19 protein-coding genes are annotated in these 24,950 nt (G+C 70.5%); 3 read left to right on the top strand and 16 right to left on the bottom strand.

Translation table 11 applies throughout. The features are described from left to right. Positions 1–403: 403 nt before the first annotated feature. Positions 404–1,204, bottom strand: coding sequence for an SDR family NAD(P)-dependent oxidoreductase (locus B124_RS34245; protein WP_496506927.1), 801 nt, complete (start codon positions 1,202–1,204; stop codon positions 404–406). A 208-nt stretch (positions 1,205–1,412) separates the two neighbouring features. Continuing rightward, on the bottom strand, positions 1,413–2,645 hold the full coding sequence (locus tag B124_RS34240) for an acyltransferase family protein (protein ID WP_496506926.1): 1,233 nt from the start codon (positions 2,643–2,645) through the stop codon (positions 1,413–1,415). Between the two features lie 614 nt (positions 2,646–3,259). Here B124_RS34240 and B124_RS34235 point away from each other — a divergent pair. Continuing rightward, positions 3,260–4,144, top strand: coding sequence for a sigma-70 family RNA polymerase sigma factor (locus tag B124_RS34235; protein ID WP_496506925.1), 885 nt, complete (start codon positions 3,260–3,262; stop codon positions 4,142–4,144). Positions 4,145–4,330: 186 nt separating this feature from the next. Here B124_RS34235 and B124_RS34230 read toward each other — a convergent pair whose 3' ends face one another. The 11 genes from B124_RS34230 to B124_RS34180 form a co-directional block, all read right to left on the bottom strand. Then, a complete protein-coding gene (locus B124_RS34230) occupies positions 4,331–5,413 on the bottom strand; it encodes a polyprenyl synthetase family protein (protein ID WP_496506924.1) in 1,083 nt (360 codons plus the stop codon). Between the two features lie 448 nt (positions 5,414–5,861). Further along, a complete protein-coding gene (locus B124_RS34225) occupies positions 5,862–7,388 on the bottom strand; it encodes a DHA2 family efflux MFS transporter permease subunit (protein ID WP_496506923.1) in 1,527 nt (508 codons plus the stop codon). A gap of 288 nt (positions 7,389–7,676) precedes the next feature. Continuing rightward, positions 7,677–8,141: a TetR/AcrR family transcriptional regulator gene (locus B124_RS34220; RefSeq protein ID WP_496506922.1), complete on the bottom strand. Its 465-nt coding sequence runs from the start codon at positions 8,139–8,141 to the stop codon at positions 7,677–7,679. 34 nt (positions 8,142–8,175) lie between these two features. Further along, on the bottom strand, positions 8,176–9,105 hold the full coding sequence (locus B124_RS34215; protein ID WP_496506921.1) for an aromatic prenyltransferase: 930 nt from the start codon (positions 9,103–9,105) through the stop codon (positions 8,176–8,178). 180 nt (positions 9,106–9,285) lie between these two features. Continuing rightward, positions 9,286–10,497, bottom strand: a complete 1,212-nt coding sequence (locus B124_RS34210; RefSeq protein WP_496506920.1) for a class I SAM-dependent methyltransferase — start codon at positions 10,495–10,497, stop codon at positions 9,286–9,288. Next, positions 10,494–11,477, bottom strand: a complete 984-nt coding sequence (locus B124_RS34205) for a carbohydrate kinase family protein (protein WP_496506919.1) — start codon at positions 11,475–11,477, stop codon at positions 10,494–10,496. The genes B124_RS34210 and B124_RS34205 overlap by 4 nt, the downstream gene beginning before the upstream one ends. Positions 11,478–11,615: 138 nt before the next feature. Continuing rightward, the gene (metK, locus tag B124_RS34200; RefSeq protein WP_496506918.1) at positions 11,616–12,842 is read right to left on the bottom strand and encodes a methionine adenosyltransferase; all 1,227 of its coding nucleotides are present in this window, start codon (positions 12,840–12,842) and stop codon (positions 11,616–11,618) included. A gap of 270 nt (positions 12,843–13,112) precedes the next feature. Continuing rightward, entirely contained in the window at positions 13,113–13,487 is a 375-nt protein-coding gene (locus B124_RS34195) for a DoxX family protein (protein ID WP_496506917.1), read from the bottom strand. Between the two features lie 183 nt (positions 13,488–13,670). Then, entirely contained in the window at positions 13,671–14,291 is a 621-nt protein-coding gene (gene wrbA / locus B124_RS34190; RefSeq protein ID WP_496506916.1) for an NAD(P)H:quinone oxidoreductase, read from the bottom strand. Positions 14,292–14,384: 93 nt separating this feature from the next. Next, positions 14,385–15,380 (bottom strand): class I SAM-dependent methyltransferase, encoded by a 996-nt coding sequence (locus B124_RS34185; RefSeq protein ID WP_496506915.1) that lies wholly within the window; start codon positions 15,378–15,380, stop codon positions 14,385–14,387. Positions 15,381–16,009: 629 nt separating this feature from the next. Continuing rightward, a complete protein-coding gene (locus B124_RS34180; RefSeq protein WP_496506914.1) occupies positions 16,010–17,077 on the bottom strand; it encodes a type III polyketide synthase in 1,068 nt (355 codons plus the stop codon). A 930-nt stretch (positions 17,078–18,007) separates the two neighbouring features. On the opposite strand from B124_RS34180, the gene B124_RS34175 reads away from it, so the two are divergent. Further along, on the top strand, positions 18,008–19,480 hold the full coding sequence (locus B124_RS34175) for an FAD-dependent monooxygenase (protein ID WP_496506913.1): 1,473 nt from the start codon (positions 18,008–18,010) through the stop codon (positions 19,478–19,480). A 215-nt stretch (positions 19,481–19,695) separates the two neighbouring features. Here B124_RS34175 and B124_RS34170 read toward each other — a convergent pair whose 3' ends face one another. After that, on the bottom strand, positions 19,696–20,349 hold the full coding sequence (locus tag B124_RS34170) for a TetR/AcrR family transcriptional regulator (protein WP_496506912.1): 654 nt from the start codon (positions 20,347–20,349) through the stop codon (positions 19,696–19,698). Beyond that, positions 20,346–21,950 carry an MFS transporter gene (locus tag B124_RS34165; RefSeq protein WP_496506911.1) on the bottom strand — a complete coding sequence of 535 codons (1,605 nt, stop codon included), beginning with the start codon at positions 21,948–21,950 and terminating at the stop codon, positions 20,346–20,348. Before B124_RS34165 ends, B124_RS34170 begins: the two co-directional genes overlap by 4 nt. A gap of 229 nt (positions 21,951–22,179) precedes the next feature. Between B124_RS34165 and B124_RS34160 the strand changes: the two genes are divergently transcribed. Next, positions 22,180–23,694 (top strand): FAD-binding oxidoreductase, encoded by a 1,515-nt coding sequence (locus B124_RS34160; protein ID WP_496506910.1) that lies wholly within the window; start codon positions 22,180–22,182, stop codon positions 23,692–23,694. 92 nt (positions 23,695–23,786) lie between these two features. Here the strand turns inward: B124_RS34160 and B124_RS34155 are convergent. Further along, positions 23,787–24,950: MFS transporter (locus B124_RS34155; RefSeq protein WP_496506909.1), on the bottom strand; the 1,164-nt coding region annotated here is incomplete at its 5' end.

The following is a 24,950-nucleotide window of genomic DNA, read 5'->3' as shown; positions in this document are numbered from 1 at the left end:
ACTTACGAATGCGACGCCTGCGGCCTGGTCATCGACCGGGACGACAACGCCGCGCTCAACCTCGCCGCTCTCGCGGCGGCATGCTCGACCGGTACCGGAGTGGCCGGAGACCGGGACACCCCCAGGCGGGTGTCGAAGCCTCGTGGAGCCGACCGTAAGACCCGCACCACCCGCCCCCGTCACAAGACGGAGACGGGGCGGGCAGGTGGCACAACCCTGCCGCAGCAGCAGACAGAAACGAGAGACCGTACTCAAGCCGAAGCCCTCACGCCCTGGCGACGAGACGGACCTTCCGGGCCGAAACGCCCGGAATGCTGAGACCTGACTACGGTCTCAGCAACGGCCGGCCTCCCGGTCGCCGCCGCCGGCTGCGGCCACGGCTGCGGGAGGCCGGCAGCCCGGGTCAGACGTGGCGGACCACGCCGCCGTCCGCGCGCAGCGCGGCGCCGTTGGTGGCGTTGGACAGGTCGGAGGCGAGGTAGACGATGAGGTTGGCCACTTCCTCTCCCTCGGCGAAGCGGCCGATGAGCGAGTTGCGGGCGTGGGTCTCGTTGAAGAAGTCGTCCTCGATCTGCTTCAGCGACGCATCCGGCCGCTGCGTCTGGAGGAAGGCGAAGAAGCGGTCGTTCAGCTCGGAGTGGGTGGGGCCGGGCAGGACCGAGTTCACGGTGACGCCGCTGGCCCGGTAGCTCTCGGCCAGGCCGCGGGCCACGCCGAGCTGGGCGAGCTTGGTGACGCCGTAGTGGACCATGGCCGCCGGGATGTCGAGGGCGGAGGAGCTGTTGACGAAGATGACACGGCCCCAGCCGCGGTCGGCCATCCTGGTGATGTAGTGGCGGGACAGCCGCACACCGCTCATCACGTTCAGGTCCCACATGGTCTGCCAGTTCTCGTCGGGCAGCTCGGTGAACTGGCCGAGTTCGGCGGTGCCGACGTTGTTGACGAGGATGTCGAGGTCCTCGACGGTGCCGATGATCTGCTGAACGCCCTCGACCGTGGCGACGTCGCCGGGTGCGGAACGCAGATCGGCATCGGGGACGGCCTTGCCGATCTCCGCGATGGCGCTCTGCACGCGCTCCTCGGTACGGCCGTTCACGTAGACCCGGGCGCCGGCGACGGCCAGTTGCTTGGCAGTTGCCTTGCCTATACCAGCGGTGGATCCGGTGACCAGCACGGTGCGGTTGGACAAGTCGAGGTTGAGCATGGAACGACTCCTGGGGTCTTGGGGGGCGATGACCGTCAGACTTCGGCCTCCCTGGCGGGAAGGACTTGGTTCCGGCTTACACACGACTTTCCACGGCCTTGGTATAGATACTCTTGATCTCCGCTCAAACGCGGCGCACCGCCTGACGGTCCGGGGACAGTTCCCAGTCGTCAGGCGGTGCGCCGCGTTACCCGGGGATGAATTTTTCTCAGACGACTTCGCCGCTGGGCACGGCCCCCTTGCTCGGGGACGCGCTCTGTGCTGTCCGGGGCGCGGTGCCCGGCGCGGGCCGCCGCCTCTTGCTGCGGCTCCAGCGGCGCATCACCGGCTGCTCCACGAGGCTGTACAGCAGCCAGGCCGCCAGCAGGGTGGCCAGGAACAGCACGAGCAGCATGCCGATCGCGGGCAGGGTGCCGTAGGTGCGGGTGTCCAGCCACTCGGGCCGGAGGTGGAAGACCACGATGCCCTGGACGAGATAGAAGGCGAAGGAGACGTTGCCGAGCCAGACCATGGGCCGGGTGCCGAGCGGGCTGCTGGTGCCGCGGAGGTCGGAGGAGGCCGCGGCGCACAGGATCATGCCGATCGGGACGACGGTGGTGAGGCTGAAGTTGTACGGGTCCGGGACGGTCAGCGCGGCCCAGTAGCCCACGCAGAACAGGGCCGTTGCGGGCAGCAGGCCGATACGCGGCCACAGGCCCGCGGCGACGATGCGGGCGAGGATCATGCCCAGGACGAACTCGAACAGGCGCGGCGGCGGGAAGGCGTAGCCGAACCACTCCTGGTTCGCCGTCAGGTCACCGAAGGGGCTGGGGGCGCCGCCGGCCATGAACTGCTTGGTCACCACGGCCATGGCCGCGACACCGGCGACCATCACACCGGCCCACAGCCACAGCCACCGCTCCGCGATCCGCCTGACCAGGACGAGGAACAGCGGGAACAGGGCGTAGAAGAGGACCTCCGCGCACAGCGACCAGGACGGGAAGTTCACGCTCATCGCGATGTCGGCCCGGTTGCTGAAGGTGTGCACCAGGAAGAGGTTGGACAGCCATGCCTCCACCGGGGTGGCCGAGGCGAACAGCCACATGGCCAGCGCCCAGGTCACGATGTGGTTGGGGAAGATCTTCAGTACGCGGCGCCGGTAGAACGCTGTGATCCGGTCCCCGGGTATCGAGGACCATGCCAGGACGAAGCCGCTGAGGACGAAGAAGAAGGCCACGCCGATGCGTCCGGCGGGCAGGAAGAAGTCGGCTATCGACTGGGCGGTGTCCAGGTCGGAGAAGAAGGTGACGGGCTTGTCCGGATGCAGCGGGCCGACGAGGTATGAGGTGTGGTAGACGAAGACGAGCAGGGCCGCCAGAAACCGGAGGCCGGTGAGCGAGGGAAGCGTGGCCGGGCGCTGCGGTGAACCGCTGGTCGCCGGTGCGGCGGTTCGGTCTGCCATGGTGCTCTGCCTTTCGATCGGGGACGCGGCCTGCTGGGTCGGTCAGCGCGCGGTGAACTCACGGGCTGGGCGGGCGGCGCAGTCGGCCATCGTGCTGCCGATCCCGGGCGGGGGGAGACGCCTGGCCAAGGGGCTCTGTGGCCGCGTCACTGTTCTCCGGCAAACCTGCGCGCAGACTATGCGGGCGCCCTCGGGCCCCGCTCGCGCCCCGCTCGAAGCGTCCTGTCAAGGGCCCGTCCCGGCCACGGCGCGCGGGGCCGGGGCGGGCGGAGGGCTGAGTCCGCGGGGAGTCGAGGAAGGCTCGAAGCCGGATCGCAAGGCGGCTTCGGCGGGCGACGCGGGGGCGGCGTCGGTGGCATTCTTCTGGCCCGTGGTGTGCAGCCGGCGGGCAGGGGCCGAAGGAGGGGAAGGGCCGCGGTGTTCGGGGTGTGTGCCGGTCTCCGGTCACAACCTCGGTTTCCCGCTCGTCAGTGCTGTAAGGGCACTGTGCGGATCTCCAGAACCCCGCGCCGGGCGTTGTCGGCTGTTTCCTGACCGGCCGGACACCGGGATCGTGCGGACGTCGCGCGGTGAACGGCAGCTCAGACGGGTGCCGAGGCCCAAAAGGAGCGGCGATGAACGAGATTGAATGGCTGGCGGATCGTTTCGAGGAGAACCGGGTGCACCTGCGGTCGGTCGCCTACCGCATGCTCGGCTCGCCGACCGAGGCCGAAGACGCGGTCCAGGAGTGCTGGCTGCGGCTGAGCCGTTCCTACGACGACGAGATCACGAACCTGCGGGGCTGGCTGACCACCGTGGTGGGCCGGGTGTGCCTGGACATGCTGCGGCAGCGCCGGGCGCGCCGGGAGGACTCCCTGGAGGAGCTGGTTCCCGCGGTGGCCACGTTCTACGAGGACGACGGCCCCGAGGAGTACGCGCTGCTGGCCGATTCGGTGGGGCAGGCGCTGCTGGTCGTCCTGGAGACCCTGGATCCCGCCGAGCGGCTGGCGTTCGTACTGCACGACATGTTCGGCGTGCCTTTCGACGAGGTGGCGGTGATCGTGGAGCGCAGCCCGGCGGCTGCCCGGAAGCTGGCGAGCCGTGCGCGCCACCGGGTACGGGGCGGCCGGTCGGCGGCCGAGCCCGCGACGGCGCAGCAGCAGGAGGTGGTCCAGGCGTTCCTGGCCGCCGCGCGTGACGGTGACTTCGATGCGCTGGTGGCCGTCCTGGATCCCGACGCCGTGGCCCGTAACAACGGGCTGCCGGTGGCTTTGGGTTCGGTGGCGGTGGCCAAGGGGGCGTCGACGTTCGCGCCGTTCCTGCAGGTCGCCTGGCTGGCGATGGTCAACGGGTCGCTGGGGATTCTCGCGCAGCAGGAAGACGGCGGTCTGCGTGCGATGACGTTCGAGATCTCCGGCGGGAAGATCCTGGAGATCGACGCCATCACCGACCCGGAGCAACTGCAGAGTATGGACCTGGTGGTGCTGGGGCCGCCGCACCACGGACGGTCCGGGGGGTGACCGTCCGCGGTGCGGGACCGCGCGGGGCGGCCCTGCTTCTTTGACGAACGGCGCGGCGCATATGTGACCGGCAGGGGCCGCAATGGTTATGCCACGGCGAAGAACCGGCGGCCGGCCCGGCCCGCCCGGGGGCCGGCGGCCCCGGGCGGGTGGCCGTGTTGAGGCGTTCTGTGCGCTCTGTGCGTGCTATGCGTTCCGGTAGGCGACGCGCATGGCCAGGTCCTTCAGCTCGTTCCGCCACACCGGGGCGACGGGCGCGTCGGCGATGGCCTTGCAGCCCCGTTCGACGAGGCCGGCGATGTGCCTTTCGACGTCCTTGGGAACGCCGGTGTCCACCAGGCGGCGGCGTACTTCGTCAGGGGTGTGGCCGGGTTCGGTGATCAGGCTGTGGATGCGGTCGTCGCGCTGCATCGCCCACCCCAGGAGCAGAGTCATCTTGTGCTGGGTGAAGTCGAGGCCGGCGGGCTTGCCGGTGTCGGCGGAGTCGCCGAAGGCGTCCAGCAGGTCGTCGCGGAGCTGGAACGCCTCACCCACCGCCTGGCCGTACTCCTCGAAGGCCGGGGCGAGATCGGTGCGTCCCGCGACGCTCGCGCCGACGACCAGGGGGCGGTGGATGGTGTAGCTGCCGGACTTGATCAGGGCGATCCAGCGGGACAGGCGGGGGTCGACGGAGAACTCGGCGGCTGCGGTGACGTCCATGTACTGGCCGATCATCACTTCTGAGCGCAGCTTGTGCCATGCCGGCATCGCCGCCTGGGGCGCGTCGGACATCAGCTCGTCGGAGTAGACCAGGGCCAGGTCGCCGACGAGCAGGGCCACGCCCTCGCCGAAGCGGCGTGCTTCGCCCTGCCAGTTGTGGCTCTTGTGGAGTGCGGAGTGGGTGACGTGGACGGTCGGCATGCCGCGCCGCTGGCTGGAGTCGTCGAGGACGTCGTCGTGGATGAGGGCGGACAGGTGCAGCATTTCCAGGGCCGCGGCGGCTGCCACGGCCCCGGCGGCGTCCTCGGGGTCGCCGTCGGCGCTGAGGTAGCCGGTGATGCAGAAGGCGGGCCGGACGCGCTTGCCGCCCGAGGCGATCATGTCGGACAGCGTCGCGATGGCGGCGGCCGGCCGTTCGTCCGCCTGGGCCCACTCGTCGCGTTCGGCCGCGAGGAAGGAGCGCAGCCGGTCCTCCACCTGCCGCAGCAGGTGCCCGCTGGTGCGGCGTGCGGAAGCGGCCGCATCGTCGCCGTCGCCGTCGCCGAGCCAGGTGTTCACTCCCGTGGTCACAGGTGTCTCCTTAGTGGGTACGGGCGTTCGAGGTGGAAGACACAGAAGAAGAGGGGGCGGCTCGGCACGCTGGAGGGGGTGCCGGGACGGGGAGGCGGCCGTGCCCGCGACAGGGTGCGCGGTCCGCGGACGGCGGGGTGCCCGCGGTCAGCGGCATGCCGGTGCCCCCTTGAATGTACGGCCGGGGCCGGGCGGGGGGTGCGGCGGATGGCCGGCCCGGTGCCCGGGCCGCATCGGCTGCTGCGCTGCCGCGGGTGTCCGCCGCCGGCGCCGGGTCAGGCGGCCCGCCCGGACAGCGCGATGCCGGGGTGCGCCGGCAAGGCGGCGCACCCCGGCATGTCCCGCTCCTGCGGCCGCACCGGGGGGATGCGGCGGTCACCTGTGCACGGCCGGCGGCTGCCGGGCGGCGGGCCCGGCGCGGGCCGTGCGGTGCCGGGGGGCGGGGCGGTTATGAGGCGGCAGGGGTGCGGGAGGTCTTCTCCTGCGCGGAGGCCGCCTCGTTGGTGGCCTCGGCGACCGCGTCACGCGGCCTGGAGTCCACCTTGTCCATCAGCACCAGGACGAGCAGGGTCGCGACGACGAGCACTCCGGCGGCGGCGCGGAGCGCCAGGGCGTATCCCTCGGTCTGCGCGATCTGCGGGAGGTCGCCGTCCGCGACGTGGTCGTTGACGTAGCGCAGGGCGAGGGGAACCAGGGTGGCCAGACCGAGCGATCCGCCGACCTGCTGCATGGCGGTCTGCACGCCGGAGGCCAGACCGGCGTCCTGGCCGGTGACCTCGTGCAGTGCGCCGTTGGTCAGGGCGGGGAAGCCGACGGCGTTGAAGAAGCCGTACACGAGCAGGCCCGGCATGATCCCGCTGACGAAGGACGCGTCGGTGGCCAGGCCGCCCGCGGCCAGGAACAGGCCGCCGGCGCTGCCGAGGAAGGAGATCATCAGGATCGGCTTGACGCCCAGGCGCGGCAGCAGCGCCGTCGATACGCCCATGCCGATGCCGAGGGCGACGGTGAACGGAATGTAGGTCAGCCCGGTCTTCATCGGCGAGTAGCCGAGGACCTGCTGCAGGTACAGGGTCAGCAGGAAGGCGTAGGTGTAGAAGGACGCGAGGGCGAGCACGCTGACGCCGTTGGAGGTCACCCGGGTGCGGTTGGAGAAGAACCGCAGGGGGATCATCGGGTCGGGGGTGCGGGACTCCCACACGACCATGAAGATCAGCAGGGCGATTCCGCCGAGCAGCGGGACCAGCACGTCCGCGGAGCCCCACGGGTCGTCGGCGGCCTGCAGCAGGCCGTAGACGATCGCGACCAGACCGCCGGTGGCGGCCAGGGCGCCGACCGCGTCGATCCCCTGGCCGCTGGCGCGCTTCATGCGGCTCTCCGGGATGACCCGGGGCACCATGATCAGCGCGAACACGGCGACGGGGACGTTGATGAAGAAGATCCAGCGCCAGTCCACCAGGTCGGTCAGCGCTCCGCCGACGACCGAGCCGACCGCGCTGCCCACCGCGGCTGTGCCGCCCCACACGCCCAGCGCCTTGGTGCGCTCCTTGGCGTCGCGGAACAGCACGGGGATCAGGCCCAGCGCCGCCGGACCGGCCAGCGCCTCACCGAATCCCTGGACGAACCGGCCGCCGACCAGCATCCCGGAGTTGGCCGCGGCACCGCATACGACCGAGGAGATTCCGAAGACCAGCACACCGGCGATGAAGATCTTGCGGCGGCCGAACATGTCGGCGAGCCGCCCGCCCAGCAGCAGGAAACCTCCCGCGGTCAGCACGTAGGCGTTGACCACCCACGCGAGACCTCCGGGAGTGAAGTCCAGATCCTTTTCCATCTCGGGAAGGGCGATGTTCACGACGGTGACGTCCATCATGAGCATGAACTGCATCGCCGTCAGCACGGCGAGCGCCGTCCATCGCCGCGGGTCTGCGTCGGCCAGGACGCTCCCGCCTTGCGCTTCCTTGTCTGCGCTGCTCATACCTAACTCGTTCCTCCGAATGATCCGCGGCTGGGGGGAGCTCCGCCCGCCCAGGCGACTCACCGGCCCCGCGACGCGGGTCGCCCGCCCCGCCGGTACGCGGGATGGTGTCCCTCTCAGGAATACTGACGAAGCAATCTCCACGGATGTGACACACCGCGCTGACCTGCGTGTCCGCTGTGCCGCCTGCCGTGGTCGGAGGGCTGTTCCAGGGGGTCCGGGCCGGCAGGATCAACCGGCGGGAGCCGGCTGTGTCCTGCCGGTGGACGGACATCATCTGACCGGCGGTCAGCCCAGATAGTGCCGGATCGTCGGGATGAGCAGCTGGATCAGTTCCTCGCTGGAGGCCGAGGCGATCGGCTCTATCTTCACGACGTAGCGCAGCAGGACGACGCCCCAGACCTGCCCTGCCGCCGCGTTGACGTTGATCACCGGGACCTTGATGGTCTCCGCCGCCTGGTAGATGTCCATGCCCTCGATGTCGAGTGCCTTGCCCACCTGCGCGAAGAGCTGGTTGGCGAGGAACAGGCGCATCTGCTCCGCGCCTTCCTCGCTGTTGACCGCCGCGTGCAGGATGCCCAGCAGCCTCGGCCGCACCTTGGGGTCTTCCCACAGTTCGAAGGCCGCGCGCAGCAGGCTCTCGGCCAGTTGTCCGCGCGGCCCGTTGAGCGCCTCGACACCGGCCTCGCCGAGAACGCCGCCCAGCGTGTCCAGGGCTTCGGCGCGCTCTTCTGCGCGAATGGCTTCGGACATTTCTCCTCCTGGTTGTCGGTCGTTGCTGCTGTTGCTACGCGCCGCGGTGAGCGGCGGCGAGCTTCTCGAAGGTGGCTGCCAGCGGCAGGTTGTCCCAGAACGCGGCCGGCCTGCGGAAGTACACCCCGAGCTTGTGGTACTCCTCGGTGCGCGAGACCGTGGCGCCGTAGACGAGGACCCGTGCGCCGCCGTACTCGTAGGGAGCGTTCTTTGCGAACCTGGCGATCTCGTCGTGGAGCGTGGTGGGGTAGGCGGTGTCGTCCGGGCTCACCGAGGAGAAGCAGATCCGGTGGATGTCCGGGGAGTCATAGGTGAAAGTGGGGTAGATCGAGAAGGAGTTCGGGATGAACTCCAGCAACTGCGGGTTCGGCGCCGGCAGGTTCGTCTCCTCGAGCAGCGACAGGCAGGACTTCTCCTCAAGGGGGCCCGCCATGAAGTACACGTTGACCGTCTTGCGGATGTAGTCGATGCCGATGATCGAGATCCGGTTGTCCATGCCGTTGAGGCCGAAGGTGGCCGCGTGCTCGGCGACGCTGGAGGGCATGGACGGCAGCGAGGCAAGCGTCGACAGCTTCCCCAGGTTGTCCAGCGGGAAGAAGATGTACGTCTTCTTGAAGCCGTCGACGACGCCGCTTTCGACGCCGTAGAAGGTGACGGGGCTGGACTCCACGATCTCCGGGAGGAGGTTGGCGATCGGGTGGTCCGTGGGCTCGATCCAGCCGTTCGCCACGGCGATCTCGTACGGGTCGCCCACCTCGGTCGGCACCGTGAAGTTGTAGTCGATGTCCCCTCCGTGGCGCTCGCCGCCCGCCATGGCCAGGACGACCACGGACTCTTCCGACACCCCGTCGCCGAACGCGGCCAGGACGGACATGACCTTCTCCCGCGAGCAGGGTATGTCCAGCAGCCCGGCCGCATCCTCGATGGCCGAATACACCGCTTCAGCGTTCTTTGATACCGGCATTCTTCCTCCAGGGTTCGACATTCGTTCCCGACAGAACAGGGAATAGAGCAACGGAAGACATCAGGTATTTACCGGGGCTCTCGCCTTGGAGGGGTCGATTTCTGCGACCGTACCATTCGTCCACCACTTCGATCATGCGTTGCACTCGACATCCGCTTGAGATCAGCTGGATTCCGCCTGTCAGGCGGTCTTCGTCGCGGACAGCATGGCCTCGACGGTGAGGGCGTGCGGCGGCAGGTTGGCCGGGTCGTCGGTGACTGCCTTGGTGACCTTGAACCCGCATTCTTCGAGCCAGGTCTGCCAGGTTGACAGTTTCTGCGGCCCGCCCTGCCCCATGGTGCAGCCGACGAAGAAGCTGGGGTAGAAGTCGACGGTGTAGTTCTCGGTTTCCTTGAGGTTCTCGGGGAACACCGGCACCAGGGCGTGGATCTGGCCGCCGGGTTCCAGCGACTTGTGGACTTCTTCGAGGATCCGGAAGACGTCGCTCTTGTCGAACATGGGCAGGAAGTGCTTGATGAGTACGACGTCGAATCCCTTGGGGACTTCTTCGAAGACGTCACCGCCGATGAACGAGCATTGTTCTTCGACGCCGTGGGTCCGGAAGTTCTGCAGGCATTCGGCTTCCTTCTCGGGCAGGTCGAAGGTGGTCACCTTGAGACCGGAGGAGTCCGCCAGCCTGAGCGTGTTGACGGCGCCGAGGCCGGTGTTCCCCGCGAGGTCGAGCACCCGGGAGCCGGCCGGGATGCCGACCTGGGAGAAGAACCAGGGGTCGACGTGGGCGGTGACCGTGTTCATCAGCTTCGCCCACGGCTCGCGCAGTTCCGGCAGTTCGCCCAGTGCGCTGTACAGGTCGCCGTCGAACCCGTACAGCTCCTTCAGGCCGGCGGTCGTGCCGGTCCGCACGCTCTCGGTGAGGTAGAAGAGCTGCCGCAGCGTGACCGCTTTGATCATGTCGAGGTCGGCGAGTGCCGCCTGGAGGTCCTTCTCCCTGACGCCCGCGAGGGCGTCGAGGGTGTAGGTGCCGGCTGCCTCGTCGTGGGCGACGAAGCCTTCCTTGACCGGCAGCAGCAGGAGCTGTTCCACGGCGTCCGGCTTCGCGCCGGCCACCTCGCCCAGCTCGGCCGCAGTCAGGCCGGGCCGGTCCCGCAGCGCGTCGATGAGGCCCAGCTCGAAGCAGGACAGCAGGGTCATGAACCGGGACGGCCCCACCATGTATTCGCGGAACCGAGCCAGCGTGGCTTCTGGCGTCATGTCACTGGCCTCTCTTAAGTGGCAGAAGTGGTCCAACCGGTACGGGGCTTCGCCCCGCACGCCGGTGTCGTCGGCCTGCTGGGGGCCGGGCCCGCCGTGCCGGTCCGGCAGCCGGCGCTGCCGGTGCCCCCGGGTGCTCACCGCGCGCCTGTCAGCCGGGGTTCGAGGGCGCGGGCCGCGTCGTTGCCGTAGGTCCGGCCGATGCGCGCGATCAGATCGGTGGCCAGGAGCTTGTACTCCTGGGTGCCGACGGACTCCAGCACGGTGGTGGCCAGCGCGCAGCCGAGCCGGGCGGCCTGTTCGTGCGGCCACTGCCACACCACGCCGGCCAGGAAGCCGGCGCGGAAGGCGTCGCCCGCACCCGTGGGGTCGGCGATCTTGTCCGCGGGCACGGCCGGTACGAGCAGCGGGGGTTCGCCGGCGCGGGCCAGGGACACCCCGCCCTCGCCCAGCGTGGTGATCCAGGTGCCGACCCGGGCGAGGAGGTCGTCCTCGCTCCAGCCGGTGCGTTCGCGCAGCAGCGCGGATTCGTATTCGTTGGTGAACAGCCAGGTGGCTCTGTCGACCAGCCGGCGGGCCTGCTCGCGGTCGATGCGGGCCAGTTGCTGGGAGGGGTCGGCTGCCACGGGGATGCCCAGGCGGTGGGCGGCGGCGGTGTGGCGCAGCATGGCGTCGGGGTCGTCGGCGCCGACCAGGACGAGCGCGAGCGGACCGGAGCGTGCGGCGGTCCCGGCCAGGTCGATCCGGGACGCCTCGGCCATGGCCCCGGCGTAGAAGGTGGCGATCTGGTTCTGGTCCTGGTCGGTGGTGCACACGAAGCGGGCGGTGTGCAGGGTCTGGCTGACCTGGACCGCGGAGGTGTCGACGCCGCTGGCCCGCAGCCAGGTGCCGTACTCGGCGAAGTCCATGCCCGCGGCGCCTACCAGGAGCGGGTCCAGACCCAGCAGGCCGAGGCCGAAGGTGATGTTGGCGGCGACGCCGCCGCGGTGCACCTTCAGCTGGTCGGCCAGGAACGACAGGGAGACCCGCTCCAGCTGCCCCTCGATCAACTGCTCGGCGAAGCGCCCGGGGAACACCATCAGATGGTCGGTCGCTATCGATCCGGTCACGGCGATACGCACGCATGTGCTCCTTGGATCCGGGGCGGGGCGAGCCGGCCGGTGCTGGAGGGGAAACGCCCCGGCAGGCTCGGGAGGAATAGCGCAGGAGCGGGGGCAGGGAGGATCCGCCGCCCTCCGCCGGCTTCGGCGGCGGGGCGCTCAGCCCGCCTGCACCGCCTGGCGCAGGGCCTCGGCGCGGTCGGTGCGCTCCCAGGTGAAGTCGGGCAGTTCGCGGCCGAAGTGGCCGTAGGCGGCGGTCTGGGAGTAGATCGGGCGCAGCAGGTCCAGGTCGCGGATGAGGGCGGCCGGGCGCAGGTCGAAGACCGTGGTGATGGCGTTCTCGATCTTCTCGACGGCGGCGGTGTGGGTGCCGAAGGTCTCGACGAACAGGCCGACGGGCTCGGCCTTGCCGATGGCGTAGGCGACCTGGACCTCGCAGCGGGCGGCCAGGCCGGCCGCGACGACGTTCTTGGCGACCCAGCGCATCGCGTACGCCGCCGAACGGTCCACCTTGGAGGGGTCCTTGCCGGAGAAGGCGCCGCCGCCGTGCCGGGCCATGCCGCCGTAGGTGTCGATGATGATCTTGCGGCCGGTCAGGCCCGCGTCGCCCATCGGGCCGCCGACTTCGAAGCGGCCGGTGGGGTTGACCAGCAGGCGGTGGTCCTCGGTCTCCAGCTTCATGCCGTCCTCGGCGAGCTGTGCCAGGACGGGTTCGACGACGTGCCGGCGGATGTCGGGGGTGAGCAGCCCGTCGAGGTCGACGTCGCCGGCGTGCTGCGAGGAGACGACGACGGTGTCCAGGCGGACGGGGCGGCTGCCCAGGTACTCGATGGTGACCTGGGTCTTGCCGTCCGGGCGCAGGTAGGGGGCGGTGCCGTTCTTGCGGACCTCGGTCAGGCGGCGCGCGAGGCGGTGGGCCAGCTCGATCGGCAGCGGCATCAGGGTGGGTGTCTCATCGGATGCGTAGCCGAACATCAGGCCCTGGTCGCCGGCGCCCTGGCGGTTCAGTTCGTCGTCGGCTCCGCTGCCCGAGGCGCCCTCGACGCGGGTCTCGTAGGCCGCATCGACGCCCTGGGCGATGTCGGTGGACTGCGCGCCGATCGAGACCGACACGCCGCAGGAGGCGCCGTCGAAGCCCTTGGCGGAGGAGTCGTAGCCGATCTCGAGGATCTTCTCGCGGACCAGGGCGGCGATGTCGGCGTAGGCGGCGGTCGTCACCTCGCCCGCGATGTGCACCTGGCCGGTGGTGATCAGGGTCTCGACTGCGACGCGGGATGACCGGTCCTGGCGCAGCAGCGCGTCGAGGACGGTGTCGCTGATCTGGTCGGCGATCTTGTCGGGGTGTCCCTCGGTCACGGACTCCGAGGTGAACAGGCGACGTGACATGGCGCTCCAGGTCAGGAAAGGGGTGAGTACGCGGAGACAAGGAGGAGGGAATCGAGGGGGGTTGGCGGCCGTGGTGCCGGGGGGGCTTGGGATCTGCTGCGCGGGGGCGGGGCGTTGAAGCGGGCCGGGCTGCGGGGCAGTGCCGGGAGGGGCCGGGTGGGCACGGTGGTGCGGCTGGCTGCGTTGCCGGCGGGCCGGGACCGTCAGGTGCCCGGCCCGCCTTCGGGCGGGACGCTGGTGCGGGGCCGTGGAGGTGCCGGGTGCCCTTTTTCAGAAGGAGTGCGGGCCGAAGCGGCCCCACGCCACGAAGACGGAGACGGCGAGCAGGACCACGGCCAGCACGATCGCCTGCTGCTCCTTGCGGCGGATGTGGGTGAGGGCCGCCAGGGCCATCAGCACGGCCAGGCCCGCGGCGGCCACCGGCACCAGGACGGGTGCGACGTCGAGCACGGCGGGCAGGATCAGGCCCACACCGGCCAGTACTTCCACGGTGCCGATGATCCTGACGACGCCGCCGTCGTAGTCCTCGACCCATTCCCAGCCGGAAGCGGCCAGCTTCTCCTTGGGCTGGGCCAGTTTCATGGCGCCGCCGCCCAGGTAGAACGCCCCCAGCACCGAGGCGACGATCCACAACGTGATGTTCATAAGAGTTCTCCTCCAGGGCCCGGATCCCGCGGCGGCCCCGCTCCGGCGCGGGCAGACAAAGACGCCGCCTGCGGCGCGCGCATCGAAGGCGGCGGCGCAGGCGGCAGTGGCGCAGGCGGGCGCCCCGTCCCGTACAGGAAGACCCGTGCAGCACGAGGGGCGCCCGCCTGTGGTGGCGGTGTGTCAGGCGGAGCGGCCGGCCTTGAGGGCGGCGGCGGTGTCCGTGACGCGCCGGGCCTGGTGCCGGGCCGACTGCAAGATGGCCTCGTCGGGGCCGGAGCCGCCGGGGCCGATACCCGCGATGTGCGAGGTGCCGTAGGGGTTGCCGGTCTGGAACTGGATCGGGTCGGTGTAGCCGGGCGGCACGATGATGCAGCCCCAGTGGTAGAAGGTGTTGCTCAGCGCCAGGATGGTGGATTCCTGGCCGCCGTGGGCGGTGCCGCTGGCGGTGAACGCCGAGACGACCTTGTCGGCAAGGCCGCCTTGCTGCCACAGGCCGCCGGTGGTGTCCATGAACGCCTTGAGCTGGCTGGCCACGTTGCCGAAGCGGGTGGGGGTGCCGAAGAGCACCGCGTCCGCCCAGCTGAGGTCCTCCAGGGTGGCCTCGGCGACATCGGCGGTGGCCTCGATGTGCTGGGCCCAGGCCGGGTTGGTGTTGATGGCCTCCGGCGGCGCCATTTCGCGGACCTTGCGCAGGCGTACGGTCGCACCGGCCTTCTCCGCGCCCTCGGCGGCGGCCTGCGCCAGGGTGTGCACGTTGCCGGTGGAGCTGTAGTAGATGATCGAGACGTTCACGGGTGCCATGGTCGGTTTCCTTCGCTAGCTGTTCATCTGGACAGTGCCGAAGACAACGGCTGACTTGCGGTCGAGGGCGTTCGGGCCGGATCCCTGGTTCTGCTACCGGGCGATGACCAGGGTGCCGGGCGGTGCGGAGTGGAAGACGACCTCCGCGAAGCCGGCCTTGGTCAGCCACTCGTGGTAGTCGCTTCGCCGCCAGGTGCTGCCCTGCTTGCTCTTCAGCAGCATCTCGGAGGCGAAGATCAGCGGGAACGCCGGGCCGCTGCGGTCGTCGTCGACGACGTAGTCGTTGACGACCAGGGTGCCGCCGGGCCTGAGGGCCTGCCGGAGCCTGCTGAAGACCTCGACGTTGCTCTCGGGCCCTTCCTGGTGGGCGATGTGGGAGTACACCGCGACGTCGTACTGCGCGGTGCCGAAGTCGGTGGTGTGGAAGTCACCGTTGACGCAGGTGAACCGGTCGGCCACGCCGCGCTCGGCCAGCAGCCGGCGGGCGACCGCGTTGATCGGCTCCCAGTCGAGCTGGGTCGCGCGGGCAGCCGGGTTGGCCTGAAGCCAGATGCCCGAGTAGATGCCCGACCCGCCGCCCACGTCGAGGATGGAGATCTCGCCGGCACCGGCGAGATCGAGCAGCTCGGCGGCGAGGTTCGCGGCGGGCACCGACTGGGCGGCGATGGCCGTGACGATCCCCTCCCAGTGCGGGTTGTTGGCGACCTCCACCACGGGGTTGACCGTCGGGCCCCCGGCGCGGACCACGTCGGCGAAGTCGGCGACGCTGCCCATGTGCGTCACCTTCAGCTGGGCGAAGCTGACGAGCGAGGCGGGCTTGCCCTCGACCAGGTAGGCGGACGCTTCAGGGGTGTTGCGGTACCGGTCGTGGTGCAGTTCGACCAGGCCCACGCTGACGAGCCCGTCGAGAAGGGTCTGCGCGCCCCGCTCGGAGATCCCGGCGCGGGCGGCCAGCTCGGGGCCGGTGCCCGCGCCGTCTTCGAGGTGGGTGAACACGCCGTGTCTGGCTGCGGCGGCGAGGATCCCGGTGGCCCAGTAGCCGTTGATCAGCCGCATGATGGTGTCTGGGGACGGCTGGCTGTTCGTCATGCTGCCTCTCCTAGGGACCGAGTGGACGCCGAGTGGGTCCGAACCGCGTGGCGCGGGGCGTCCACGACCCGCTCGACATGGTGATCGCTGAGTTCGGCGTGCAGAGGGATGGCGAGGTTGCGCCGGAAGAGGGCCGCGCAGCCCGAAAGGCCGGCGGTGTGCAGCCGAAGACGGCCGCACACCAGGCCGCCCGGGTGCCGTGTCCGTTGGCCGGTGCCCTGGCCGTGCGGGGCGTGGTGCGGTCGCCCGGCACGAAAGGCACCGTCAGCAGTTCCTCACCGGCCAGGAGCCGGCCGTGCTGCGCGGCGGTGCCGGACTCTCCGGCAGGATGCCGGAGAACTCCCCGGCACCGCCGTCCAGGAGCCGGCTCCGGCCGGGATGAGCGTGCAGGTCCCGGCCGCCGCGGGCAAGACGCCCCGGTTCCCGCGGGCCCGGGTGCCGCGCACCCGCGGCCCCGCCCGCCTGCGGGCCCCGGGCCCGGCGGACCCCCGCCGGGCAGCGGCAGCTCCCCGCAGCATCCGCTGCCGCACCGGCCGTGCCATCGCCGCTGATCACGCCATCGAGATCACCAGGCGGGCAGGATAAGAACCCTTCAGCCATACGCTTCGCTTCCTCGGTCCGTGCGGTGCTCAGGCAATGGCCTGCGGAACGTCGGCCGCCCAGGTGCCCAGCGCCATCTCGGCGGTGATGCCGGGGCCGAAGCCCGCGATCATGCCGTTGGCGCCGGGGGCCAGCGCGTCCTCCTCGAACAGCCGGCGGGCGGCCTCGAGTACGACGGCGCTGGCGATGTTGCCGTACTCGTTCAGCGTCGACCAGCTGTGCCGGAACACGCTGCGGTCGACCTCGAGGAACTTGGCGAGGTCGTCGAGGATGCGCGGCCCGCCGGCGTGGATGATGTAGAAGTCGAGCTTGCCGGCGTCCCAGCTGTGGTCCTTGGCCAGCTCACGCAGGACCGGGGCGAGCGGCTCCATGGTGCCGGGCACCCGGCGGTCCAGCTGGAAGTGGAAGCCGGTGTCGCGCACGTCGTAGGAGATCCACTCCTCGGTGTCGGGGATGAGGTAGGAGGCGTTGCGCTCCAGCTCGATGCCCACTCCCCCGGTCCCGCGCACCACGGCGGCGGCGACCGCGTCGCCGAACAGCCCGTCGGACAGCAGCGAGCCGATGTCGTCCGCGTCGGGCTGGTAGCACAGCGAGCACAGCTCGCACGCGACGATCAGCACATTGCTGCCGGGGTGGGCCACGCAGAAGTCCTGGGCCCGGTTGATGGCCGCGCCGCCCGCCGCGCAGCCCAGCTGCGCGATGGGGATCTGCCGGGTGTCGTACCTGAAGCCCATCTTGTTGATCAGCCAGGCCGTCAGCGACGGCATCAGGAACCCCGTGCACGACAGGTAGAGGATCGCGTCGATGTCACGCGCCGTCACCTCGGCGTTGGCCAGGGCCTCTTCGATGACCGGGGGGCACAGCTTCTTCGACTCGGCCTCGTAGATGCGGTTGCGTTCGGTCAGACCCGGGTGGCCGAGGGTCTTCTCGATGGGCTGCACGATGTGCCGCTTTTGCACTCCCGTGTTCCTGATCAGGCGAAGTGCCAGCGGGAGCTGAGGTTTCCCGGCGTGTGCCTGTTCGGCAAATTCCAGAGTCTCTTCCACTGTGATGACATGTTCCGGCGCACTCATCGCCGGTTTGCATAGCCTCGGCATATCCGGAATCCACTTCTCGAGAGGAGACGTCGAGCTGGCGGCAGGCCGTCGTCACCTGCCGCCTCTCGGCGCAGACGGCGTGAGCTCAGGTGCGGCGCCGGCTTCGCCGACCGGAGGCCGGCAGCCGAACGGGCGGACGTCTGGCGGGTGTTGCACGCCGGGTCGGCGTGCCGCTGACGCGTGCGGTGGCGTGGGCCGGTGCGGGGAGGTGATTCGGTCGCGGACTCGTGTGCGAAGCCGGACGCCGGCGTCGGGGACACCGTCGCCCGGGACGCCTTCCGGTGAAGGACGCGCCGGCTTGCCGGACGGCACGGGCAGCAAGCAGACGGGTCCGCCGCGCGCCGTGGTCCCCGCCCGCCCAGGGGGCGGGCAGCACTGAGGGCCGGCCGGCGGCCGGCTGCGTCGCGAGCACGGGATGTCGCCTGGCTGAACCGGCGAACGCCACCCCAAACCACCGTCTTGCAAATGATTTCAGGCAGGGGAGGCGTGCAGGAATAGTGACACGCACGCCTGCTACCAGCCAAGGTCGGCACTGAGTGACGTGGGTCACTCCAGGCAGGAGGGTGTCCTTCCGGATGCGTCCGGCCGGCCCGGCTTCCAGGGACAGGGCCCCGGGGCCGGCGGCCGGAGCCGGGCGGTGTGCGGGCGGCCGGCGGCGCACTGAGTGCCGCGGCGGTGCGGGGCGGGCAGCGGCACCCCGGGGTGAGGTCTTCAGCGGTCTTCCAGGCGGATGCGAGGTCGGGTCGAGGTCCGCATGGTCGACTGACAAGCTGGGAGAGACGGCCTCTTCGGGGGGAGGGTGCGTTCTCCCGGCCTCGCCTGCCGTCCCCGTCGTGGCGGTGCCCGGCTGCGCCGCCCCCGAGGGCAGCGCCCCCAGCACGGCAGCCCGGGGACAGCACCGCCCCGACGCAAAGTGAGGAAAGAACCCACATGGACAGGACAGCGAACGCGGATGTCATCGTCGTCGGAGGGGGCCCCACCGGACTGATGCTGGCCGGCGAGCTGCGCCTCGGAGGGGCGAGCGTCATCGTCGCCGAGGAACTGCAGGAGCCGACCGGCCAGTCCCGCGCCCTGGGGTTCACCGCGCGCACCCTGGAGACCCTGGACCAGCGCGGCCTCGTCTCCCGCTACGGCGACCTGGAGACCAGCCCGATGGGCCACTTCGGGGGCGTCCCGTTCGACTACACCATCCTTGAGGACGCGCACTTCGGGGCCCGCGGCATCCCGCAGTCCCAGACGGAGGCGATCCTGGAGGCATGGGCGCTCGAACGGGGTGCCGACATCCGCCGGGGCCGCAAGTTCCTCGCCATGGAGCAGGACGAGGAAGGCGTCACGGCCACCGTTTCCACCCCCGGCGGCGGGCAGGAGCAGTTGCGCGGCCGGTTCCTGGTGGGCGCCGACGGCGCGCGCAGCGCGGTGCGCAAGGCCGCGGGAATCGACTTCCCCGGCACGTCGGGGACCCAGCTGATGTACCTGGCCGACGTGGTCGACAGCGGGGTGCGGCTGCGTGTCCTGGGCGAACGGCTGCCCGGCGGCCTGGTGCAGGTCTTCCCGATGCCCGACGGCGTGGCCCGCATCATCCTCTCGGAGTACGGCACCTCGCCCGAGGACCTCACGGACAACCCCGGGTTCGCCGAGGTCGCCGAGGCGTGGCTGCGGGTGACCGGCGAGGACATCTCGGGCGGCAGGGCCCTGTGGGTCAGCTCCTTCACCGACGCCACCCGCCAGGCCGCCGAGTACCGCAAGGGCCGTGTCCTGCTCGCCGGTGACGCCGCGCACATCCACCTGCCCGCGGGCGGCCAGGGCATGAGCACCGGCATCCAGGACGCGGTCAACCTGGGCTGGAAGCTCGCCGCCACCGTCCGGGGATGGGCGCCCGAGAGCCTGCTGGACACGTACCACGGCGAACGCCACCCGGTGGGCGCCCGGCTGCTGTCCAACACCCGCGCCCAGGGAATGACCATCTTCGGCGGCGACGAAACCCAGGCGCTGCGCGACCTGTACACGGAGCTGATCGCTCTGGACGAGGTCAAGCGGCATCTGGCGGGTGCGGTCAGCCACATCGACATCCGCTACGACACCGGCCCTGACGCCCACGCGCTGGCCGGCTACCGGCTGCCGCCGCGCACGCTTGAGACCCCGGACGGGCCGGTCAAGACCCCCGGACTGCTGCACCAGGCACAGGGCGTCCTGCTCGACCTGGCCGACTCCCCCGAGGTGCGGGCGGCTGCGGGCGGGTGGAAGGGCAGGGTCACCACCGTCGTCGGCAAGCTGCCCTCCCCCTTCGACGAGGTCACCGCGCTCCTGGTCCGCCCTGACGGGTACATCGCCTGGGCGGGCACCGGCCCGGAGGGGCTCGAGGCGGCCCTGCGCCGCTGGTTCGGCGAGCCCGACCCCGCGTGAGATGAGCGCTGCCGGCCCGGATCCCGCTGCGGCGGGATCCGGGCCGGCGCGCGGATGCGCCGAAGTCCCGCCGGGTGTACGGGTTCAGGAGCCGAGGGCGCCGCCGTCCCCGAAGCCGCGGTTGAAGCCGCTGGGGAAGAAGGGCCCCCCGGCACTCGGTGCCGAGTGCCGGGGGGCGCTGCCGCGTGTCGCCGGGGGAAACGTCACGCGACGTCTTATCCGGTGGTGCCGGGCTTCCCGAGGGTGTCGGGGTGTTCCAGTACCACCAGGGCTCGCTGGACCATCGCCACCAGGTCGGTGTCGTCGCTGCGGTCTCCCCACAGCACCTGGTGGAGGGCGCCTGTCACGGCGCCGACCAGTACCCGCAGTTCGAGGTTGTCCGCGGGCAGGCCGGCCCGTTCGGCCAGCACCTCGCTGACGGTGTCGATCCATCTGTCCTGGGACTCGCCCACCAGGGCCCGCACCGCGGGCACGTGGCGTACGAGCTGCCGGCGCCACCGGTAGTCCTCGCTGAAGTCGTCGGTGAAGCCGCGCACCATGTCGGTCAGCACCCCGCGCATGGCTGTCAGCGGCGGTTCGTCCGTGAGGCGTTCACGCAGGACGGCCATGGTGAAGTTGGCGTAGTCGTCGGTCAGGACGATGTGCTCTTTGCTGGGGAAGTAGCGGAAGACGGTGCTGGGTGAGACCTCGGCAGCCGCGGCGATCTGCTCGATCGTCGTGCTGTCGTATCCCCGCTCGTCGATCAGCCGGCGGGCCGCCGCGCGGATCGCCTGGCGGGTGCGCAGCTTCTTGCGTTCGCGCAGGCTGAGGCCGGCTTCCGCACCGGGAGCCGCCGCCGTGTCGGTCTCGGCCGAGGGCATCTGGCTCATTTCCCCGCGCCGTTCGCCGCATCGGACAGCGTCGTGGTCAGCGTCTGCTTCGCCGCCTCCTGCGGGGCCTCGTCTGCCGGGCCTGCCGGTTCTGCCTGGTCCGCCGGCTTGTCGCCGGTGGTTCTGTTCTCCCGGCTTTCCGGCAGTTTGAAGGCGGCGAGGACGGCGGCGAGGACGCCGGCGATGCCGCAGATCAGGAGCACTGCGCTCATGCCGCTGAGGAAGGCGGATTCGGCGGACTGCGCGAGCTGCGGTACGTCCAGCTGCGCCGCGACTGCCTGGGCGGCGACCACGGACTCCTCGGCGCTCTCGGCTGCCTGTGCCGGCACCGTGCTGGTGTCGACCTCGCTGGTGAACACGGCGTTCAGGACGCTTCCCAGCAGGGCGATGCCGAAAACGCCGCCGACCTGGCGCAAGGTGGTGTTCAGGCTGCTGCCGGTGCCTTCCTTGCCCTGGGGCAGTACCGACAGGGCGGTGTCCAGGCCCGGCACCATCACCAGGCTGATGCCCAGGCCGGCGAGCATCATCCACACCACGACGTAGCCGTAGCCGGTGCTTTCGTCCGTGGCGGCGCCGAGGAACATCGCCACGGACATGATGAGCAGGCCGGCGACCAGCAGCGGCCGGGTGCCGATCTTAGGGGCCAGCGGCGGCACGATCCTGGCGACGACGATCATGCCGGCCATCAGCGGCATCATGCGCAGACCTGTGTCGAAGGCGTCGTTGCCCTGGATGACCTGGAGGTACTGCGGCAGCACGAACAGCAGGCCCATGAACACGAACATGCCCAGGATGAGGAAGAGCGTGTTCCAGCCGAAGGTCGCATTCCGCAGCAGTTCCAGGTCCACCATCGGGCGGGGCTGGCGCTTTTCGCGCATGACGAGCCCGACGAGCATCAGGGCGCCGCCGGTGATCGCGGCGAGGATGACCGGGTCGCCCCATCCCTCGGTGGGGGCTTCGATGACGCCGTAGACGAGGGCGCCCAGGCCGAGGATGCCGAGGACCGTGCTGACCATGTCGACCCGGGGGGCTGAGGGGTCCTTGGTCTCGGGGATCAGCAGGACGCTGGCGATGATGCCGATGGCGACCAGCGGGATGTTCAGGACGAAGATCGAGCCCCACCAGAAGTGGTCGAGCAGCCAGCCGCCGATCAGCGGGCCGAGCGGCATGCCGATCGACATGCCCACGGCGACGATCGCGATGGCCTTGGTCTGCTCCTCGCCCTTGAAGAGGGTCGGGATGAGGGACAGCGTGAGCGGCATGATCACTGCGGCGCCCAGGCCCATGACCGCGCGGGCCCCGATGAGCGCGCCGGGGGTGTCGACGAACGTGCCGATGACCGAACCGACGAGGAAGACCACGAGCCCGGCGATCAGCAGCTTGCGCCGCCCGAAGCGGTCACCCAGGAGGCCCGCGGGGAGCATGGCGGCTGCGAAGACGACGGCGTACGAGTCGATGACCCACTGCAGCTCGCCGGCGGAGGCGCCGGTATCGGCGGCCAGGGTGGGCAGGGCGACGTTCAGGATCGTCGTGTCAAATCCGATGACAAGGACACTGATCGTCATACCGATCAGAGCCAACCAACGATTTTTGACGGCCATAGCTAAACGATAGCAGCTCTTACTTGAGAGTGGATAGCTTTTGGTGAGCGGTGTGTCCGGAGCCGCTGTCCGGCCGGACCGGCGGCGGCCCGGCGGTTCCTGACGGGTCGTCAACTCGCTTGGGGGGCCCGGGTCCAGCCCGGTGTCCAGGCGTTAGGGGACCTGTAGGCTCCCGAGGCGGAGACCCCCGCCACCTGTCAGTTCTGGATCCCTGTCAACTGGAGGAAAGATGCTGAGTCGAAGGTCCCTTCTCCGCGGTGGCGGCGGCCTCGCGCTGACGGCAGCCGCTGTCGGGTCATCGGCGGGGCCGGTATACGGCAGTGAGGGCACCTGGGAGCGGCTGCGCCGGCATCTCAGGGGAGATGTGGTGCTGCCCTCGGACCAGGCGTACGCCTACGCCCGGCAGGGTGTGCTGGTGGAGCTCGACGCCGTCATGCCGCAGGCGGTCGTCTACTGCGAGACGCCCCGGGATGTGAGTACGGCCGTCAGGTTCGCCGGTGACCACGGCATCCAGGTCCACACCCGCAGCGGCGGCCACAGCCTGGCCGGCTGGTCCACCGGAGGGGGCATGGTCCTTGACGTCTCCCGGCTGGATCACGCCCTGGCCGGCAGGGACACCGTGCGCCTGGGCCCGGGGATCCAGAGCGTCGATGCGCTGGCCGCGCTCGCGCCCTGGGGCAGGCAGGTGGTCACGGGCACATGCGCCACCGTGCGCATGGGCGGCTACATACCGGGCGGGGGCATCGGCTTTCAGGTGCGCAAGTTCGGCTACGCCAGCGACCGCCTCGTCTCGGCCCAGGTGGTCCTCTCCGACGGGCAGATCGTGCGCGCCAGCGACACGGCGCACCCCGACCTGTTCTGGGCCCTGCGCGGTGGCGGCGGCGGCAACTTCGGCGTGGTCACCGACTTCGAGGTGCGGCCGGTGGCGGCGCCGGCCATGGTGTATTTCGACTCCACCTGGCCGTGGGACAGGGCCCAGGAGATCATCACGGCCTGGCAGGAGTGGTCCTCTCACGGCCCGGGGGACCTGGGTTCGACCCTGACCGTGCTGTTGCGCGACGGCGCCGAGGGCAACGTGCCGGTCATCCGGGTCCACGGCGGCTACCACGGGCCCAAGGCGGGGTGTGAGCAGGCCCTGAACGAGCTGGCGGGCATGTCGGGTGCCGCGCCCGCCGTGCACATGGCCGAGCTTGCGTACCACGAGGCGATGAAGGCCGTTTACGGCTGCGAGCAGTTCACGCTGAGCGAGTGCCACCGTGCCGGGTCGAATCCGGATGCCAGGATCCCGCGCACCCCCTTCCTCAGGGAGCGGACCCGGCTGCTCGACCGTCCCACGGGCAGCTCGGGGGTGGCCGACCTGCTGTCCGTCTTCGACGCCAACCGCCGGCCGGGCCTGACGACCTACCTGTACTTCACGTCACTGGGCGGCGCCGGCAAGGAGACTGCCCGCGACGCGACCGCGTTCGTGCACCGCGGCGCGGAGTTCTTCGTGGCCTTCGCGTCCCTGCTGGCCCAGGCGCAGCCGCCCCAGGAGGAGGCCGAGGCCGCCATGGTGTGGCCCGCCCAGGCGTTCGATGTCATCGACCCGCTCTCCAGCGGCGAGTCCTACCTGGGCTTTCCCAATCCGGACCGGCAGGACTGGCGGGAGTCGTACTACGCCGAGAACTATCCCCGGCTGGTGTCGGTCAAGCGCCGCTATGACGCGCCGGACTTCTTCCGGTATCCGCAGAGCATCGGCAGCTGAAGCCCTCGCGTGACCTGCCGGCGCCTGTGAGCGGCGGTTCACATGGCTCCCCTCCCGCCTGGCGGGAGGGGAGCCTGCTGTCTGCGGCGCGGTCAGCCGGCTGCTACGGCCTCGGTCTCCCCCGCCGCCTGGTCCGGGGCGCTGCCGGGGGCGGGCCGCTCCGGGCCGCGCAGGGCGATGTAGACGGCCAGCACGCCCATGATGACGACGCCCACCCACATGGCCTGCTGCCATCCGGCGACGTAGGACTGGCGTGCGGCGTCGATGAGGTCCCGGGCGTGGGGGCCTGAACTGCCCGAGACCTCGATGGCGTTGGCGATGCCCTCCCGTGCGGTGGCCGCGGTCTCTTCGGGGACGTCGGGCATCTTGTCGTCGACGTCGCTGCGGTAGCCGGCCGTCAGGATGGCGCCGAGCATGGCGATGCCCAGTGCGGTGCCCAGTTCGCGGGTGACGTCGTTGAGGGCGGAGGCGACGCCTTGTTTCTCGCCGGGCAGGGAGCGGGTGATGGCCTCGGTGGAGGGCACCATGGCCAGGCCCAGGCCGATGCCCATGACGATGATGCCGGGCAGGATCGACAGGTAGCCGCCGTCGACGGAGACGAGCAGCGCCAGCAGCGCCAGGCTCGCGCCGATCAGCGTGATTCCCGCCGCCATGGTCGGGCGGGGGCCGACCTGCACGGCCATCTTGGGGGCCAGGCCGGAGGTCATCATCATCGCGATGGCCAGGGGCATCAGCGCTGCCGCGGACAGCAGTGCCGACCAGTCGAGCACGGCCTGGAGGAACGGGAAGAGCACCACGGACGTACCGGCCTGGACTCCGAAGACCACGACCAGGGTGGTCGAGCCGCCCGCCAGCCCGCGCTCGCGGAACAGGCGCACGTCCAGCAGCGCGGCGTCCCGGCGGTTCAGTTCCCAGAACACGAAACCGGCCGTGGCGGCCAGGCCGACGGCCAGGCTGATCAGGGTCACGGGCTCGCTCCAGCCGCGCTCGGGCCCCTCCTGCAGGACGAAGATGAGGCCGACCACGGCGACGGCGGACACCAGTGCGCCGACGGTGTCGAAGCGGTGGCCGGAGCGCTCGTGGGAGTTGGGGACCGTCTTGAGCGTCATGGCCAGGGCCACGGCGATCAGCGCCACCGGCAGGGCGAACAGCCAGCGCCAGTCGGCGACGTCGACGAGGAAGGCGGACAGGAACATGCCCAGGATGCCGCCGCCTCCGGCGACGCCGGTCCACACGCCGATCGCCTTGCCGCGCTG

It is taken from the genome of Streptomyces sp. CNP082, assembly GCF_059570535.1.
This window is presented reverse-complemented; position numbering and strand designations above follow the sequence as displayed.